Source organism: Sulfurospirillum sp. HTRB-L1 (assembly GCF_059415125.1).
Genome location: NZ_JCAHZR010000005.1, coordinates 194685 through 209621, shown reverse-complemented (window position 1 = coordinate 209621; position 14937 = coordinate 194685). Strand labels below are relative to the sequence as shown.

The 14937-nt window shown below is 45.5% G+C and carries 19 protein-coding genes; 8 read left to right on the top strand and 11 right to left on the bottom strand.

Annotated elements, in window-relative coordinates:
- Window positions 1-107: 107 nt before the first annotated feature.
- From AC5SLM_RS10280 to AC5SLM_RS10265, 4 genes are all read right to left on the bottom strand, one after another.
- Entirely contained in the window at window positions 108-977 is an 870-nt protein-coding gene (locus AC5SLM_RS10280) for a hypothetical protein (RefSeq protein ID WP_495250861.1), read from the bottom strand.
- A gap of 10 nt (window positions 978-987) precedes the next feature.
- Window positions 988-1563, bottom strand: coding sequence for a hypothetical protein (locus AC5SLM_RS10275; protein ID WP_495250860.1), 576 nt, complete (start codon window positions 1561-1563; stop codon window positions 988-990).
- A 71-nt stretch (window positions 1564-1634) separates the two neighbouring features.
- Complete coding sequence (locus AC5SLM_RS10270) at window positions 1635-2030, bottom strand: hypothetical protein (RefSeq protein WP_495250859.1); 396 nt, start codon at window positions 2028-2030, stop codon at window positions 1635-1637.
- Window positions 1993-2184: a helix-turn-helix transcriptional regulator gene (locus AC5SLM_RS10265; protein WP_495250858.1), complete on the bottom strand. Its 192-nt coding sequence runs from the start codon at window positions 2182-2184 to the stop codon at window positions 1993-1995. Before AC5SLM_RS10265 ends, AC5SLM_RS10270 begins: the two co-directional genes overlap by 38 nt.
- Window positions 2185-2327: 143 nt before the next feature.
- Between AC5SLM_RS10265 and AC5SLM_RS10260 the strand changes: the two genes are divergently transcribed.
- Window positions 2328-2996: a helix-turn-helix domain-containing protein gene (locus tag AC5SLM_RS10260; protein WP_495250857.1), complete on the top strand. Its 669-nt coding sequence runs from the start codon at window positions 2328-2330 to the stop codon at window positions 2994-2996.
- 183 nt (window positions 2997-3179) lie between these two features.
- Here AC5SLM_RS10260 and AC5SLM_RS10255 read toward each other — a convergent pair whose 3' ends face one another.
- Window positions 3180-3611: a DoxX family protein gene (locus tag AC5SLM_RS10255; RefSeq protein WP_495250856.1), complete on the bottom strand. Its 432-nt coding sequence runs from the start codon at window positions 3609-3611 to the stop codon at window positions 3180-3182.
- Between the two features lie 190 nt (window positions 3612-3801).
- On the opposite strand from AC5SLM_RS10255, the gene AC5SLM_RS10250 reads away from it, so the two are divergent.
- From AC5SLM_RS10250 to AC5SLM_RS10240, 3 genes are read left to right on the top strand one after another with little or no spacing between them, the layout of a single operon-like run.
- Window positions 3802-4188, top strand: coding sequence for a response regulator (locus AC5SLM_RS10250; protein ID WP_495250855.1), 387 nt, complete (start codon window positions 3802-3804; stop codon window positions 4186-4188).
- Window positions 4172-4774 (top strand): chemotaxis protein CheX, encoded by a 603-nt coding sequence (locus AC5SLM_RS10245; RefSeq protein ID WP_495250854.1) that lies wholly within the window; start codon window positions 4172-4174, stop codon window positions 4772-4774. The genes AC5SLM_RS10250 and AC5SLM_RS10245 overlap by 17 nt, the downstream gene beginning before the upstream one ends.
- Window positions 4771-5772 carry a diguanylate cyclase domain-containing protein gene (locus tag AC5SLM_RS10240; RefSeq protein ID WP_495250853.1) on the top strand — a complete coding sequence of 334 codons (1002 nt, stop codon included), beginning with the start codon at window positions 4771-4773 and terminating at the stop codon, window positions 5770-5772. The genes AC5SLM_RS10245 and AC5SLM_RS10240 overlap by 4 nt, the downstream gene beginning before the upstream one ends.
- A gap of 51 nt (window positions 5773-5823) precedes the next feature.
- On the opposite strand, the gene AC5SLM_RS10235 is transcribed toward AC5SLM_RS10240, so the two are convergent.
- Genes AC5SLM_RS10235 through AC5SLM_RS10210 form a run of 6 tightly spaced genes read right to left on the bottom strand, consistent with a single transcriptional unit; the run spans window position 5824 to window position 11593 of the window.
- On the bottom strand, window positions 5824-6123 hold the full coding sequence (locus AC5SLM_RS10235) for a Na+/H+ antiporter subunit G (RefSeq protein ID WP_495250852.1): 300 nt from the start codon (window positions 6121-6123) through the stop codon (window positions 5824-5826).
- Between the two features lie 11 nt (window positions 6124-6134).
- Entirely contained in the window at window positions 6135-6404 is a 270-nt protein-coding gene (locus AC5SLM_RS10230; RefSeq protein WP_495250851.1) for a K+/H+ antiporter subunit F, read from the bottom strand.
- Window positions 6398-6907, bottom strand: a complete 510-nt coding sequence (locus AC5SLM_RS10225) for a Na+/H+ antiporter subunit E (protein WP_495250850.1) — start codon at window positions 6905-6907, stop codon at window positions 6398-6400. The genes AC5SLM_RS10230 and AC5SLM_RS10225 overlap by 7 nt, the downstream gene beginning before the upstream one ends.
- Window positions 6907-8424 (bottom strand): monovalent cation/H+ antiporter subunit D, encoded by a 1518-nt coding sequence (locus AC5SLM_RS10220; protein WP_495250849.1) that lies wholly within the window; start codon window positions 8422-8424, stop codon window positions 6907-6909. Before AC5SLM_RS10220 ends, AC5SLM_RS10225 begins: the two co-directional genes overlap by 1 nt.
- Complete coding sequence (locus AC5SLM_RS10215) at window positions 8421-8771, bottom strand: Na+/H+ antiporter subunit C (RefSeq protein ID WP_495250848.1); 351 nt, start codon at window positions 8769-8771, stop codon at window positions 8421-8423. Before AC5SLM_RS10215 ends, AC5SLM_RS10220 begins: the two co-directional genes overlap by 4 nt.
- Entirely contained in the window at window positions 8771-11593 is a 2823-nt protein-coding gene (locus tag AC5SLM_RS10210; RefSeq protein ID WP_495250868.1) for a monovalent cation/H+ antiporter subunit A, read from the bottom strand. Before AC5SLM_RS10210 ends, AC5SLM_RS10215 begins: the two co-directional genes overlap by 1 nt.
- Window positions 11594-11919: 326 nt before the next feature.
- Between AC5SLM_RS10210 and AC5SLM_RS10205 the strand changes: the two genes are divergently transcribed.
- The 4 genes from AC5SLM_RS10205 to AC5SLM_RS10190 are packed head-to-tail and all read left to right on the top strand — an operon-like array spanning window position 11920 to window position 14937.
- Window positions 11920-12180 (top strand): hypothetical protein, encoded by a 261-nt coding sequence (locus AC5SLM_RS10205; RefSeq protein ID WP_495250847.1) that lies wholly within the window; start codon window positions 11920-11922, stop codon window positions 12178-12180.
- Entirely contained in the window at window positions 12177-13337 is a 1161-nt protein-coding gene (locus AC5SLM_RS10200) for an ABC transporter permease (protein WP_495250846.1), read from the top strand. The genes AC5SLM_RS10205 and AC5SLM_RS10200 overlap by 4 nt, the downstream gene beginning before the upstream one ends.
- The gene (locus AC5SLM_RS10195; RefSeq protein WP_495250845.1) at window positions 13334-13987 is read left to right on the top strand and encodes an ABC transporter ATP-binding protein; all 654 of its coding nucleotides are present in this window, start codon (window positions 13334-13336) and stop codon (window positions 13985-13987) included. The genes AC5SLM_RS10200 and AC5SLM_RS10195 overlap by 4 nt, the downstream gene beginning before the upstream one ends.
- On the top strand, window positions 13984-14937 hold the full coding sequence (locus AC5SLM_RS10190; RefSeq protein ID WP_495250844.1) for a hypothetical protein: 954 nt from the start codon (window positions 13984-13986) through the stop codon (window positions 14935-14937). The genes AC5SLM_RS10195 and AC5SLM_RS10190 overlap by 4 nt, the downstream gene beginning before the upstream one ends.

The following is a 14937-nucleotide window of genomic DNA, read 5'->3' as shown; positions in this document are numbered from 1 at the left end:
TCAAATTTGGACGAAAAACCATGCGGTAAGGGAAACATACTACTCGACCCCCGTTCGTTGATTTTTGAGCGGTTTTTGCTAGGGGGTCGCCATAAAAGCCAGCCCCATTAAGCCACATATCTAAAAATATACACACTTTGACTCATGCCATCAGGACTTGTTGTTTTTTCAAAAAATATGTTTTCCGGACATGAAACCGTCCCCCGCACAATATCTCTCCACTGAAGTCCATATGTTTCAAGAACGGCCTTAATTTTATCACTTTGGGAAACCAGATACGCCCAATCTTGGTTTTGCCGCTTTTTTGGCGCCGCTGCGCTTTTGCCGGGCGTGGCGGGTAACTCCACCCCTGTTTTGCCAAGTTGAGATTGATTTTCAAAAAGCCAAAGCCAAAGCTGAGTAGCGGCCTTTAGCGGCAAAATAATGCCCGCGCGGGCAAGATAGCCATTGCTTGCCACCTGCACGTCATTAATTATTCGTCTACTTTTATATTTTTCCCGCGCTTGCTTTAAAAAAACTGAAAATGATGATGGCTCTTCTCTCTCTCTTTTTTTAATCTTCATTATTTTTTCTTCATTCTTTATTTTGAACCCCCCCTTTCCGACGACACGAATACCGACGGCACGGTTTTGGGGGGTACGGTGGGATGTCCTATTTATGGGGTCTTGCGTGATTTCGAGCTCTTCAGGGGTGGGGTGGAGTATCCATTCCCACCCTGCCATTTTGCCCCCCTCTTCACGCTTTGGGACGCGCAACAGCACGCCAACGGCCGCCAATTCTTTCGCCGCATTTTGAATCGAGTTTTCGCCATTTTGCAGCTCTTTTGCCATTCTCGGTATTGAAAAATCCCAATTTTCAGGCTTTGCGCAAAGGTAAAAATACAGCCCAATTGCCGCTAGGCTCATTGTGTTTTGCCTAAAAAATTGAGCATCGCCAGTTACGAAGTTATTTTTTAAGTTATTTTTAAGTCTATTCATTTTGCCCCCCTTAAAACAACGCTGTTTGTGCGTAGCTAGCATTTTTTAAATTTGCGTAATTCGCAACTTTTTTGTTTGGTTTTTTGGCTTTTTGAGCTCGAAACTCTGCACCACAAAGAACGATTTGAGCGCCGCCATTGCGCGCTTGTATAGCCCCAAGGGGGGCGCCTGCAGCAACTGCTGCAGCAAAAGGGTGTTCCTCTTCTTCTTGTGGCGGCGTAAAGCTCGCTTGTAGCGTAGCGCAGCCAACGCGCAGGCTTGCGCACTCGTTGAGCGCCCAATTTTTACACGCTGAGCGGAAAGTGCTAGCTAGTAGTGCAGCGCCAGCTAGTGTGTTATTGCTTTTTAGCGTTGCAAGCAGGCGTTTGGCGCGGCTATCGTGGCGGCGCACGTCTTGTTTTAGCGCGCGAAGCGTGAGCTCTTCCAGCGCCGCCAAGCCCGCTTCGTTTTTAAGCTCGCTCGCGGTGTGTATGTAGTATTTACCCCCGCTCCAGTTTTGCACCAGCTCGTTCCAGCTTTGTTCGAACATTGCTGATTTAAGCTGCCCTAATTTTTCATTAATGCGATTTTCGCTATAATTCTTCATATTCAATCCTTTTATGCGGTTTGGATTTTTTGAGCCCCTCACTTTGCTTGGCGGCGGAGAGGGGCGACTGTTCACAGAACGGTGTTAAATTCTGCGATGTCCACGAAAATCAGGCCTTCGATGTCGTCGAGGTTTTTCATGATTGAAAGGTTTTCTCGGCGAACGCTCAACTCGCTGTAGTTGTAGCCATCCGACTTTTCGAAAATCATGTGAGGAAAACCCAAATAATCCCACACTGAAGCTACTATGTATTCCGAATCTAGCTCATCCTCGATTATGCGACATAATTCTTTTACTTTTGCGATTTTTGCCTCACCAACGTCTTCCTCGCCAATTCTGCACATCTTCTGCACATCTTCTGCACTTCTTCGATTTTTGCGCTGTGCGCCAAAAGCGCGTTTTGAATTTCCTGTGTCATTTTTTCGCTCCTTATGCGGTTTTGTTTTGTATGAATTTTTGAACGTCACTCTGGCGCCAAAATGTCGCGCCACCGACCTTGAAGTAGGCTGGAAACTCGCCAGACTCGACCAAACGATATATTGTTGGCCGGGAAAGCGGTACTATTTTTATTACGTCTTTCATCCTCAGCAGCTTATCTGCTGCGCTTTGATCTATTTGCATTTTTTCTCCTTTAATTATTTTTTGGGTAATTATCCAGTAAAATTAACAATGATATTCTAAATAACGGTTTTTGTTGTATTCTTAGAGTATTTTACAATAATTTACAGTTAAAGTCAATCATTTTACCGAAAAAAGGCTAATAAATGTCAGTTGGAGACAGAATTTCACAAGTTTTTGAAGATTTGGGCTTAAAAAGCAAAGATATTGTGGAAGAATTTTCTATTTCACAACAATATGTTTCAAACATAAAAAAGGCAGAAAACATAAATGCAACAATCACAATGATAGCTCAACGATACAAAGTAAATTTGAATTGGCTCGTTACGGGCGAAGGTGATAAGTTTTTAGAGGATGCAGCGCAAGATCAAGATAAAATATTTTTAAACTCTTTACTTCCTGTTTTGCGCAAAGTCGCGAAAAAAATAGTGTTAGAATTTGAACTTGATTTTCATTCTATTGCAGTTTTTTTTGAAATTTTTTCTGAAAAAAATAAGTCTTCAAAAGATGAGCTAGACCAAGTTTTATTTTTCTTTGAACAAAGCTCAGCGCTTTTTTGGCGCCAATTTTTATTAAAAGAAATCAAAAAAAGCGAGCGAGTTTGCCCAATTGATGGTTCACCACTGCAACAAAATGAATTAGAAGAAACCATCAAAAAGCTAGATGCAACATCTTTATCGTTTATTGCAGAAGCGCTCATGCGCACCACAAAACTCGCTCACGCTTTGTATATTTTTGGATTCATAAATAGTCTTAAAAGCAGTGTTAACGATATGGTTAATTTAACCAATCCGCCCGATAACATTCCATTTTAAAAATATTTTGCTATACTACAAAATATTTTACAGAGTTTTTACGGTACTGGTGGCGGTACTGATTGAAAGCTTAAAGGTTTAAAACCCTAAATTTAGGGTTTTAAAAAACTATTTCTAGTCCGCCCTCAGGTACCACCTCACAAAATTTTTCCCATTAAATCAAGCCAAAAAGCCCAGTTTTCACTAGGCTTGTCCCAATTTATTGTCCAAACTGTACTTTCCAGCTCCTAGGAAAAACACAGCAAGAGCGGCCAATAGATAAAGCAAAGGAAGTTCAGCAACCAATCCGCCCGTTCTGCCATCGATGGCAAAGATTCTTCCTGAATAAGCCAAAGCAAGTACAAAGCCCATGGTTAAAGCAAAGAAAAAAGCACTCAGGCGCGTAAAAAGTCCCAAAATGAGTAAAATTGGCACAATGACTTCGCCCACGTAAACCCCATATGCAAGCACTTCAGGAAATCCGCCCTTAACCACCAAGGCTTTAATCCCGCTAATCCCCGCGCTCATCTTTTTTAGCCCATGAAACACCATCAATACCGCAATCGATACGCGCAAGACCAGTTTTCCCAAATCTGCACTCAGCAACGCCGCAAGTTTTTTTTCAATAACACCCATGTGATTTTTCCTTGTATTGTTTGCGAAAGTATACCAATTCTTTACATGTAAAGTGTCTAAAAAACATTTTTTGTCCACGCCACAGAGGAAGCTAAAAACAAAAGCATTGGCATTTCATGGCATCTGGGCAATACTTAACGCATTTGTTATGGATTTTTAGCTACAATCAGAGCTTTTTAGGGGGGGTTTAATGAAATTTCTTATCGTCGATGATTCGCGTCTTTCTCGAAATTGGTCTATTCAGACCTTGCCCGAAGCCTTGCGCAAGCGCGCTACTATTTTTGAGGCAGAAGATGGCGAGGCTGCTGTTGCTCTTTACAAAGAGCACCGCCCTGATATCGTGCTTTTAGATATCACTATGCCAAAGAAAAATGGCTTTGAAGCCCTAGAAGAGATTCGTGCCTTTGATCCCAAGGCCGTTGTCATTATGATTTCAGCAGACCGGCAAAAACTTACCAAAGAACGTGTTCTCGCCCTTGGCGCCACGGAAATTTTGTACAAACCCATCGAAACCGACAAACTTAGAGCTGTTTTGCTGGATTTAGCAACAGGAAAACCCCATGACGCCCATGTTTGATGAACGCCAAAATGATGCACTTTTAGAAACCATCAATATCTCTTTTGGTCTTGCTGCCTCACTTATTGGTGACATGTTAGAGAGTTATGTCCATTTGCGCGTGCCTTCCATTCATACTATCCCTATTTATAAGCTCCACGAAACCATTCTTTCCCACATGGGAGAAACTACCGCTTTTTACGCGACCAAACAGCGATTTTTTGGCTCCTTTGGCGGTGAGGTTATCTTTGCTTTTTCAGAAGAATCGGCAAAAGAGTTTACCACTCTCTTGCTGTGCGAATCGCCCAATTCAAACGAAGATATTCAAGCAGCACTTTTGGAGCTCACCAACATTCTCACCGCTTCGTGCATCGGACAACTGAGTCAAATGCTTGAAGGAGAGTCCTTGTTTGCCGTGCCAGACATCCAAAAGATTAGCTGTATTGGCTCTTCCACCTTTCACGAAGCCCTTGAGTACGACAATGCCATTGTCATCTCTACCGCGCTTGATGTTGCCGAGAAAAACATTCAAGGACACATGTTTATCCTCCTAAGCAACGCGATGCTTGAAAAGCTGACACTCATGCTTCAAAAGATCTTTTCATGATTCGCGCAGAACTTTTAATTGATGCGGTGCATATTGGCGTCATGGTAGTGGATGCAGATTTAAAAATTTACACGTGGAATCGTTGGATGGCTATTCACACCAACATCCCCCAACAGCATGCCCTTGGCTTGCCTCTTTATGAGCTTTTTACCCTCGATGAGGAGCGCATAAAGACCCTTTCAAGGCGCATTAAAACCACGTTGAAGCTAGGAAGCCCAACCTTTTCTATCGCTAGTGTAGAAGGCTTTTTGCTTCCCATTCCCCTGCCCCTAAGCAGTCGTGTCAATTTTGATTTTATGCAACAAGACATGACCATTGTGCCTTATGATGCAACCCGTGTTATGGTGCTTATTTATGACCAAACACCGCTCATGGAATCCCGTAGGCGCGAAGCTTCTAAATCCAAAGAGCTCTCTTCTATGATGGAAAATGCCACCAATACTATCAATAAACTCAAAGCCGCCGAAGCCTTGTTGGTCAAACAGCGCGATGTTATCTTTCGCCAAGCCAATTACGACCAACTGACCAACCTGCCCAATCGCTATTTGTTTCAAGACCGCCTTGAACATGCCTTTAAAGAAGCGCAGCGCAATAAAAAACCCCTTGCCTTACTCTTTCTAGACCTCGATAATTTTAAGCGCATTAACGATGTTTTGGGGCACAACATAGGAGACGATGTGCTTATTAGGGCAGCGGAATTTTTAAGAATAGCCACAAGAGAGTCCGACACTCTTGTGCGGTTTGGAGGAGATGAATTTTTGGTGTTATTGAAAGATTCGGACAAGGACGATGCTTTACATGTAGCCCACAAAATCCTCAAACTCTTTAAACCAGCGATGGACTTTAAAAAACACACCCTCTCCCTTTCGCCAAGCATTGGGATTGCGGTTTTCCCTGACCATGCTAGTACTCCAGAGGAATTGATTCAAAAAGCCGACATTGCTTTGTATGTGGCAAAGTCACGGGGCAAAAACCAAGCGTTTGTTTCTGCGCCCTAAACCCATTTGCACGCGCCCTTGAACACACAAGCTTCAAGGGCAATACGTGTTTTAGTCTTTCCCTTTTTCTTTTTTACGCTCATGCAGCGCAGCCTTTGCCATCAAATGCGCGCTTACGGGTGCTGTGATGAACAAAAACAGGGTGATAAGAATTTCATGCAAACTAATCTCACCTTTAAAGGTGATGTAATACAAGGTTGAAGCAATCAAGATAGACCCCACGCCCAACGTGGTCGCTTTGGTTGGTCCGTGCAATCGCATAAAAAAATCTGGCAACTTAATGAGCCCGATTGACCCTACCAACGTAAAAAAAGCCCCTAGCAGTATTAACAGTGAAATAACAATCTCCATAGTACCCTCCTCTACTCGATAATGTCGCCACGTAGTAAATACTTACTAAGGGCAACAGTTCCCACAAATCCCATCAAAGCAATCAATAAGGCTGCTTCAAAGTAAAGGGTATTTTTAAGGTACAAGCTAAATAAAATCAATAACGCAACCGCGTTGATATAGGAGGTATCCAAGGCCAAAATACGGTCAGGCACACTTGGCCCCCAAACCAATCGGTACATATTGAAAATCAGCGACAACACAATCATAATAAACGCCGCAGGCAAAACAAAATTTAACATGGCTTAAAAACCTCCATCAATGGCTTCTCATAACGCGCCTTAATGCGCGCAATTTCCTCTTCCTTGTCTTCTACATGTAAGGCGTGCACAAGCAATGTTTTTCTATCTTGACTCAAATCACTCGAAACTGTTCCTGGTGTCAAAGAGATAGTACTGGCTAAGACACTAATCCCCAGTGGGTGTTCGATATCCAGTGGGATTTCCAAAAAATCGGGCTTCAAAAGGTCGTTGGGGCTCAAAATCAACCGCGCTACCGTGACATTGGCGATGAGAATATCATAGGCCACCACCAAGGCAAACCGCGCAAAGACCCCTGGGTTTTTCAGGCAAAGTTTTTCAGGCCAAAACCGAGAAGTAAACCACGGAATCAAAATCGCCAAAATGCCGCCCAAAACCACATGCCCCATGGCAACAGTATTGTTCAGCAATAACCACGAAATCACCAGAAAAATACTCAAAACTGGATGAGGAAACCACGTGCTTTGTTTTTTAATTTCTGCCATTATTGTCCCTCCATCATGGGTTGCAACACCAATTGCATGTACCCTTTTGCATCATACAACATGGTTGCTGTATCGCTCAAAAAGCCAGAAACAGGGTTGGCAAACACGACCAAACACACACTCATGGCCAACAAAAAGAGCGCAGGATAAAACCAAGAGGTTTTCACTGCAATCTCAAGGGATGTTTCGTTTGGAGCGGTGTCATAAAACATCAAAGACCCCGTACGGGTTAAGGAGATGATGATAAACAATCCCGTTAGTAAAACAAAAAAGTACACCACACCCACATGGTCGCTCTCAAGAGCACCTGAGAGAATCATCATTTTTCCGAAAAAGCCCGACAATGGCGGCATCCCCGCCATTGCAACAGCGTAAGCGAAGAACAAGCTTCCTGCAAAAATCATCTTTTTAAATGCGGCGGTTTGAACGATGGCGTCGTGGTATTTTCCGCGCAACAAACCAATACAATCTGCCAACAAAAAGAACCCGCCCGCAGCCAAGGTGGAGTGCAGCATGTAGTACAACGCGCCTCCAAGAGCTTCGGGAGTGTTAATCCCAAGGGCAATAAGTAGCGTCGCTACCGAAGCAAGCACCAAGTATGCCACTTGTTCTTTAAGTGCCTTTGCGCTCATGACCCCAAAGGTTGCCAACACTAACGTGATGAGGCCCAAAAACAGCACCCAAGGCAAGTGGTAAAAACTCAAAACCCCCGCCTCACTTCCAAAAATCGTCCCGTGAATACGAATAATGCTGTATATGCCCACTTTTGTCATGATGGCAAAGAGTGCCGCTACGGGCGCACTGGTGCGTGAATAGGCCCCTGGGAGCCAAAAATACAACGGAAACATGGCTGCTTTTAGTCCAAACACCAAGAGCAGCAACAAACCCGCCGCCGCAACGACATTGACATTATCAGGAGAAAGTTCGCTCACCTTTAGGGCCATGTCGGCGATGTTGAGCGTTCCTAAAATCCCGTACAAGGTTCCCACCGCGAACAAAAAGAGGGTGGAACCCACAAGGTTAATAATCACATAATGCAAGCTTGCCTTTGTGCGCTCTTTTCCATTTCCATGCAACAACAATGAGTAAGAAGCAAGCAGTAAGATTTCAAAAAAGACAAAGAGGTTAAACACGTCGCCCGTTAAAAATGCGCCGTTAATCCCAAAAAGCTGCAAGTGAAACAGCACGTGAAAATGGACACTGTTTCCATCCACGCCCGTAGCAATCCCATACCACAGGGCCGCAAAGGCAAGGATAGAAGTAAGCAACACCATCGTGGCCGACAAGGAGTCTAGCACCAAGGTAATGCCAAAGGGCGCGGCCCAGTTGCCAAGTTGGTACACCATATGATCTGCGCTACTCATGGAGCACATAATCCAAAGGTTAAGCACTACTAGCAACACCATCACTACCATAGAGAGCCTTTGTTGGGCTCTGTGGCTCAACATTTTGGCAAACAGTACAGCAATCGCCCCAAACAGTGGCAGTAAAATCGGTAAAATCGCACTGTGGGTCATTGGTTCTCTCCTGTAGCTTGGCATAGGCCTTTGCCATCAACATGGTCGTTTCCAAGTTCGTGCTGTGCGCGAAGGGCCAAAACGATGACAAAGGCGGTCATTCCAAAGCTAATAACAATAGCCGTAAGCACTAAAGCTTGGGGCAAAGGGTCTGCGTAGGTTTCAATGCCATCACGCAATACCGGAGGCATGTTTACATGTAAGCGCCCCATCACAAACAAAAACAAGTTTACCGCGTAAGCCAACATCGTCAACCCAAGCACTACAGGGTATGTTCGCGCTTTTAGCGTCAAGAAAATCCCCGCCCCCGCAAGGGTGGCAATAATAAGGGCTATTAAAACTTCCATTACTTTTCCTCCTTCGCTTGGGTAATTTCATCGGTAAGCTTATGGGAGGTAAGGCTTAATTTTCCCAACTGCACCAAAATCATCACCGTTGCTCCCACGACGACCAAGAAGACACCAAGGTCAAAGGCAATAGCACTGGCAATCTCAAACTCGCCTACAATAGGCCAGTGCAGGTGAGTAAACGCGGAAGTGAGGAACGGGTAGCCAAGCAACATGGAAACCAAACCTGTCACACCCGCAATCAATACCCCAAAACCAATCAAAAAGTGCTTATCAAACCCAAGCCGCTTGGTTGTCCATTCAATGCCATTGGCGAGGTATTGCACGATGAGTGCCACTGCTGCAATCAACCCTGCGATAAATCCCCCGCCGGGCAAGTTGTGGCCTCGCAAAAAGATATAAACCGCCACAAGCAACATTAAAGGCATCAACAAGCGTAGCAGTGATTGCATGATGTGAGGGTGGATATCATTGGACCAACGCACGCCGTTTTCATCGCGTGAAGGTGCAAAGAGCCTTAAGCCTTGAAGCATCGCAAAGATGCCCAAGCCTGCAATTCCAAGCACGGTAATCTCACCCAAGGTATCAAAGCCCCTAAAATCAACCAAAATGACATTGACCACGTTGGTTCCCCCGCCGCCACTAAGGGCATTGGCAAGAAAATAATCTCCAATAGTAGTGTATTCGCGGGTCAAGACAGAAAGGGTGAGTATAAACACCCCTATCGCTCCAAGTACGGCGATGATGGTATCGTATTTGACCTTGTGTGGTGAAGATTCTTTGGGGGTTGTGGCGGGCAAATAATACAAGGCTAACAAGATAAGTACCACAGTAACCACCTCCACGCTCAACTGCGTGAGCGCCAAATCCGGAGCGGAAAACTTGATAAACACTAACGAAACAATCAAGCCCACCATCCCAATAATCACAAGTGCGAGTAACCGTTTACGGTGAAATCGCACCGTGGAAAGCGTCGCAATCATCAATCCTGCTGTAACAATGATGCTAATCCAATCCACAGGTAAAAATGCGCGCTCGCCAAAGAGGGGTGCTGAGCCATACATAAACCCAATCACGCCCATCACTAACGAAGCACCAATGAAGCTGTACACGGAAAATTGCAACGAACCCGTGTGCAACACCCCGCTACAGCGTCTAGCAAGAGAAAAACAAGTCTCTAGTATGGCATTGTAAGGAACCCTAGCATCAATATGCGCGAACCCTTTTTCATACCACGCGAACAAGGCCACACGCTTGGTATACATGTAAATCCCGCCAGCAAGGGCTAAGGCGCTCATGAGAAGCGGTATATTAAACCCGTGCCACAACGCCAAAGAGTACTGGGGTAATTGCCCTTGCAAAGAGCCTTCCACTGCTACTGCCAAGATAGGTGCCGCTGTGTACACTGGAATAATGCCTACCACAAAACAAATGGCCACTAAGATATTGACGGAGAATTTCATTCCTTGTGCAGGCTCATGGGGCGTTTTTTCCAACCCTTCTGCCTTGGGGCCAAAAAAGACATCACCTATAAAGCGAATGGAGTAAGCCACCGAAAGCGCACCACCTATCGTAGCAAGAACAGGAAGCAAGAAGTTAAACCCATCTATCACCGTGCGTTCAAAAAACATCTCTTTGCTCAAAAAGCCGTTAAATAGAGGGATTCCTGCCATCGAAGCCGCGCCTATCATCGCCAAGGTTGCCGTGTGCGGCATAAGCCAAAGCAATCCGCTCAAGCGGCGCATGTCCCGCGTGCCCGTTTCGTGGTCCACAATACCCGCCACCATAAACAAAGAGGCTTTAAAAGCCGCATGGTTCATAATATGGAAGAGTGCTGCCACCACCGCAAGAGGCGTGGAGAGTCCAAAAAGCAAGGTAATTAACCCCAGATGACTCACTGTCGAATAGGCCAACAAGGCTTTTAAGTCATGTTTAAAAAATGCCGTAAACGCCCCCAACAAAAGCGTAACAAGCCCTGCACTCGTGACGATGAGCATCCACTCTGTTGTACCACTAAGAGCAGGATACAAGCGGGCAAGCAAAAAGATGCCGGCCTTAACCATAGTGGCGGAGTGAAGGTAGGCCGAAACAGGCGTGGGTGCAGCCATGGCATGGGGTAGCCAAAAGTGAAAAGGAAATTGGGCTGATTTGGTCAATACGCCCAACAGCACCAAAAGCACCGTTGGTGTATACCAAGGACTCGCAAGAATCACTTCTCGACTGGCTAAAATCACCGAAAGTTCATAACTTCCAACGATGTGCCCCAAGAGCAACGCGCCCCCAAGAAGGGCCAATCCCCCCGCTCCTGTGACCACAAGGGCCATCATCGCGCCATCACGTCCCTCTTTTTTGTGTTGCCAAAAACTGATAAGCAAAAAAGAACTAAGGGAAGTGAGTTCCCAAAAAACAACCAATTGAAGGATATTTTCAGATAAGGAGATGCCTACCATGGAACCCATAAATAAGAGCAAATACGCGTAAAACCTTCCCATGGAGTCTTTGCTTGAGAGGTAATACCGCGCATAAATCACAATCAATAACCCGATGATTAAAATCAAGTAGGCAAAAAACATTCCCAAGCCATCAAGGCGAAAGGAAAAATTTAGCCCAATGCTTTCAATCCACGTCCATGATTGCACAAGCGTGTGCCCTTCAAATGGCAAATGTGCCAATTGTGACAACATAGCAAGGCACAAAAGCGTAATAATCCCTGCGCCCCACGCACTTGCAACCCTGTGTATCCCAGCAAGGTATGCTACCACTCCTGCTCCCAAAAACGGCAACAATACCGTCAGGGGCAGGCCTATCACATCTAATGTCATATGCACCTACCATTGTCTCCACACGGATGTGGAAAAGTGTAAAAAATGCCTCCATTATAGCTATATTTTTTTAAAATACCCCAAAACTACGGAGTCTAGTGCTTGGTTCCCCCTCAAATATGGATGTCACCAAAGGGAACAGCCTTACCTATTATAAGTGCGCAAAAATGCATCGGTTTATTGCGTGAAAAAAAGCTACCAAAAGGTTTTATCAAAAGCCAAAAGGTAACAAGCGTGAAGGAAAATCCTACCAATATCCCACTGCTTTAACAAACATTTAACACCAACAAGCTATACTTTTGTCACGCTAAAGAAACAGGAAAAAGATGACGCACAAACAGTGGTTTTTAGTTGGCGCAACAGCGCTTTTTGGGGTTCTCTTTGGAGCACTTGGCATCCTTTACACCGCTTCTTCTCCACGTACTTCTTTCACTGCCATGACGGGTTTTGCTACTCCTGCCTTTCATTCTGGCCACCTGTTTTTGCGCCACCCTCTCACCCAACCTTCATGGACAGTGTTTGACACCCACCCTGAACTTCGCGAACACTTGCGCGGGAGTTTTGTTCAAACAGGTATTCTTCCATGAGGACGCTGTTTGATTACACCCTGCACTCTCTGGGAAGGTTTGGGCGCAAAAACCTCCTTATTGCTATCATTTTTACCCTTTTAGTGGGCCTTTTGAGTACAGCACTCATGATAACCCATGGGTTAAAACAGGCCTTTTTGCACAGTGCCTCTTCCTTGCCAGAACTTACAATTCAGCAACTGCAAGGCGGCCAGAGCGCCCCCATTACTGCTGCAACCTTGGAGCCTTTTTGGGGCATTGCGGGGGTGAGCATGGTGCAAGGGCGGGTGTGGGGGATGTATTATTTGGAACTTGACAACCTTTATGTTACCCTTGTGGGCATCGAACCTTATGTGGAACAGTACAATGCCCTTGCCTCAAGTGTACACTTAGAAGCGCTCGACACCCCCTTTCCGCCTATGCTCACCTCTCCTTCTTTGGCCCATTTGCTTAAAAAATACATCTCTGGCAATTCCCTTTCTTTTTTAAAACACGGGGGCGGATTTGAAAAACTTACCCATGCGGGCACCTTTGACCCTGAATTTTCCCTCCTAAGCAATGATGTCATCTTGATGCCCATGGCACAAGCACGCGCCATTTTGGGCTTGCCTCAAGGCTATACCGATGCCTTTATTAGGGTGCCCAATGAGGAAGAAGTGGGCACCGTGGCTTCTAAAATCATCACGGCAAACCCTACTTTGCGCGTGCTTACTAAAGAAGTGCTCATCCAGCGTTACTTAAGTTTGTACGACATGAAAGGCGGGTGGTTTTTAGCCTTAAGCCTCATTTGCTTTGCAACGTTTGCGATGATTTTATACGACAAAGCCAGCGGTCTAAGCTCCCAAGAAAAACGGGAAATTGGGATTTTAAAAGCCCTAGGATGGGAGGTGGAACACATCATCAAACACAAACTCACTGAAGCGGCCCTCATTAGCGTAGGTGGTTTTCTAGTGGGATTTACCCTCGCCCTTGGGTACGTGTTTTTCTTAGACGCCCCACTTTTGCGGCTTATCTTTACGGGCTACAGTGCCCTGCGCCCCGCTTTTTCCCTTCCTTTTTCTTTAGATGTACCGCTTTTTTTCCTACTCTTTTTTGCCACCGTGCCACTCTATCTGGCCGCTTCTATCCTTCCTGCATGGAAGGCGAGCGTGGAAGATGCAGGAGAGGTGATGCGATGATTCAAGTAGAACACGTTAGCAAGGTTTTTAACGAAGGCACACCCCAAGAGTTTCAAGCCCTTTGGGACATTTCCTTACATGTAAAGCAAGGAGAATGTATGTTGCTAAAAGGGGTGAGCGGGAGTGGTAAAAGCACTTTGCTTGCCCTGTGTGCTGGCCTTTACCAACCTAGCCACGGCACTGTCCATGTGGCCTCTAAACCGCTCTCTTCCTTGCCTGAGCATTTTGCTTCGCGCCTTCGCCGTCGGCATATTGGCATCATTTTTCAGCAATTTCACCTCATTCCAAGACTGAGTGTTTTAAACAACTTGGCCCTCCCCGCTTTGCCTGATGGCACAGACATCACCCCGCGTGCCGAGTCACTTTTGAAACGCTTTGGCCTTTTTGAACGCCAACACACCCTTGCTTCTTTTCTCTCAGGCGGCGAACAACAGCGGGTAGCGCTCATACGCGCACTCATCAATGACCCCGACGTTATCCTTGCCGATGAACCCAGTGCCAACCTTGATGCCGCCCTAACCAAGGAGCTTCTAAAGACGTTTGATACCTTGCGTGAAGCGGGAAAAACCTTGCTCATCGCCACCCACGACCCCTTACTTTTAGCATGGAACAGCAACCATGTTGAACTTTCCCACGGGCGGCGTGTGTGATTTTGGCAAACCCTTACGTGCAAACCCTCCTTTTAGTGGAGGGGATTTTGCTCTTTTTAGCCCTTGTGGCCCTCTTGGCTTCCTTGCGCATCGGCCTTGATTTTAACCCCCGTCTTACCACCTCCTATCAGTATGGACTCAATAAAAAAAGTTATTTGGTTGCCACTATTATCATGTTTATTTTACTGCTCAAACTCCCTTTGTTTTTTTTCTTTATCTGGGTGATTGATGGGCTTTCTTTACATGTACTAGGCGCCATGTGTGGGGCGGGTATTGTTAGCGCAACCCCTTGGGGGGCGTGGATGTTTTTTGTCAAAATACTCACGCTATTTTTGTTGTGCGCCTGGATTTTGCTGCATCGTGTGGATTTAAGCGAAACCACTTACCCTTTTACGCGAAAAAAATTCTTGCTTTTTCAAGGGCTCTTTTTTATTTTGGTGGTAGAGTTTTTGCTTGAACTTGCCCATTTTCTCAACATCCCCACCGACACGCCCGTGGCCTGTTGTAGCGTGTTATTTGACCAAGCCTCAAGCAAGAACCCATGGTATGAAAACAGCGTCATTTTGGGCTTCTTTTTTGGCCTTTATGGCTTACTTGGCCTGTTGTACTACCTGCGCCGTCCAGTTCTTTTTGGCCTTGCTACCTTCTTGTGGATGGCGGTGACAGTGCATGCCCTTATTCGTTTTTTTTCTCCTTATGTGTACGAACTTCCCACCCACAAATGTCCTTTTTGTCTCCTTCAAAGTGAATACTATTTTATAGGCTATTTATTCTACCTTTTACTTTTTCTTGGTGGCCTTGGTGCTCTTTTTGTCCTTGTTAGCGCCACACTTCAGCGTCCTGTGAAAATTTTTTGGTACACTCTCTCCTTTACATGTAACACCCTTCTTGTAGTGGTGTTAAGCGCCTATCCCCTTGGGTATTTTCTTAGAAATGGGGTCTGGCTTTAA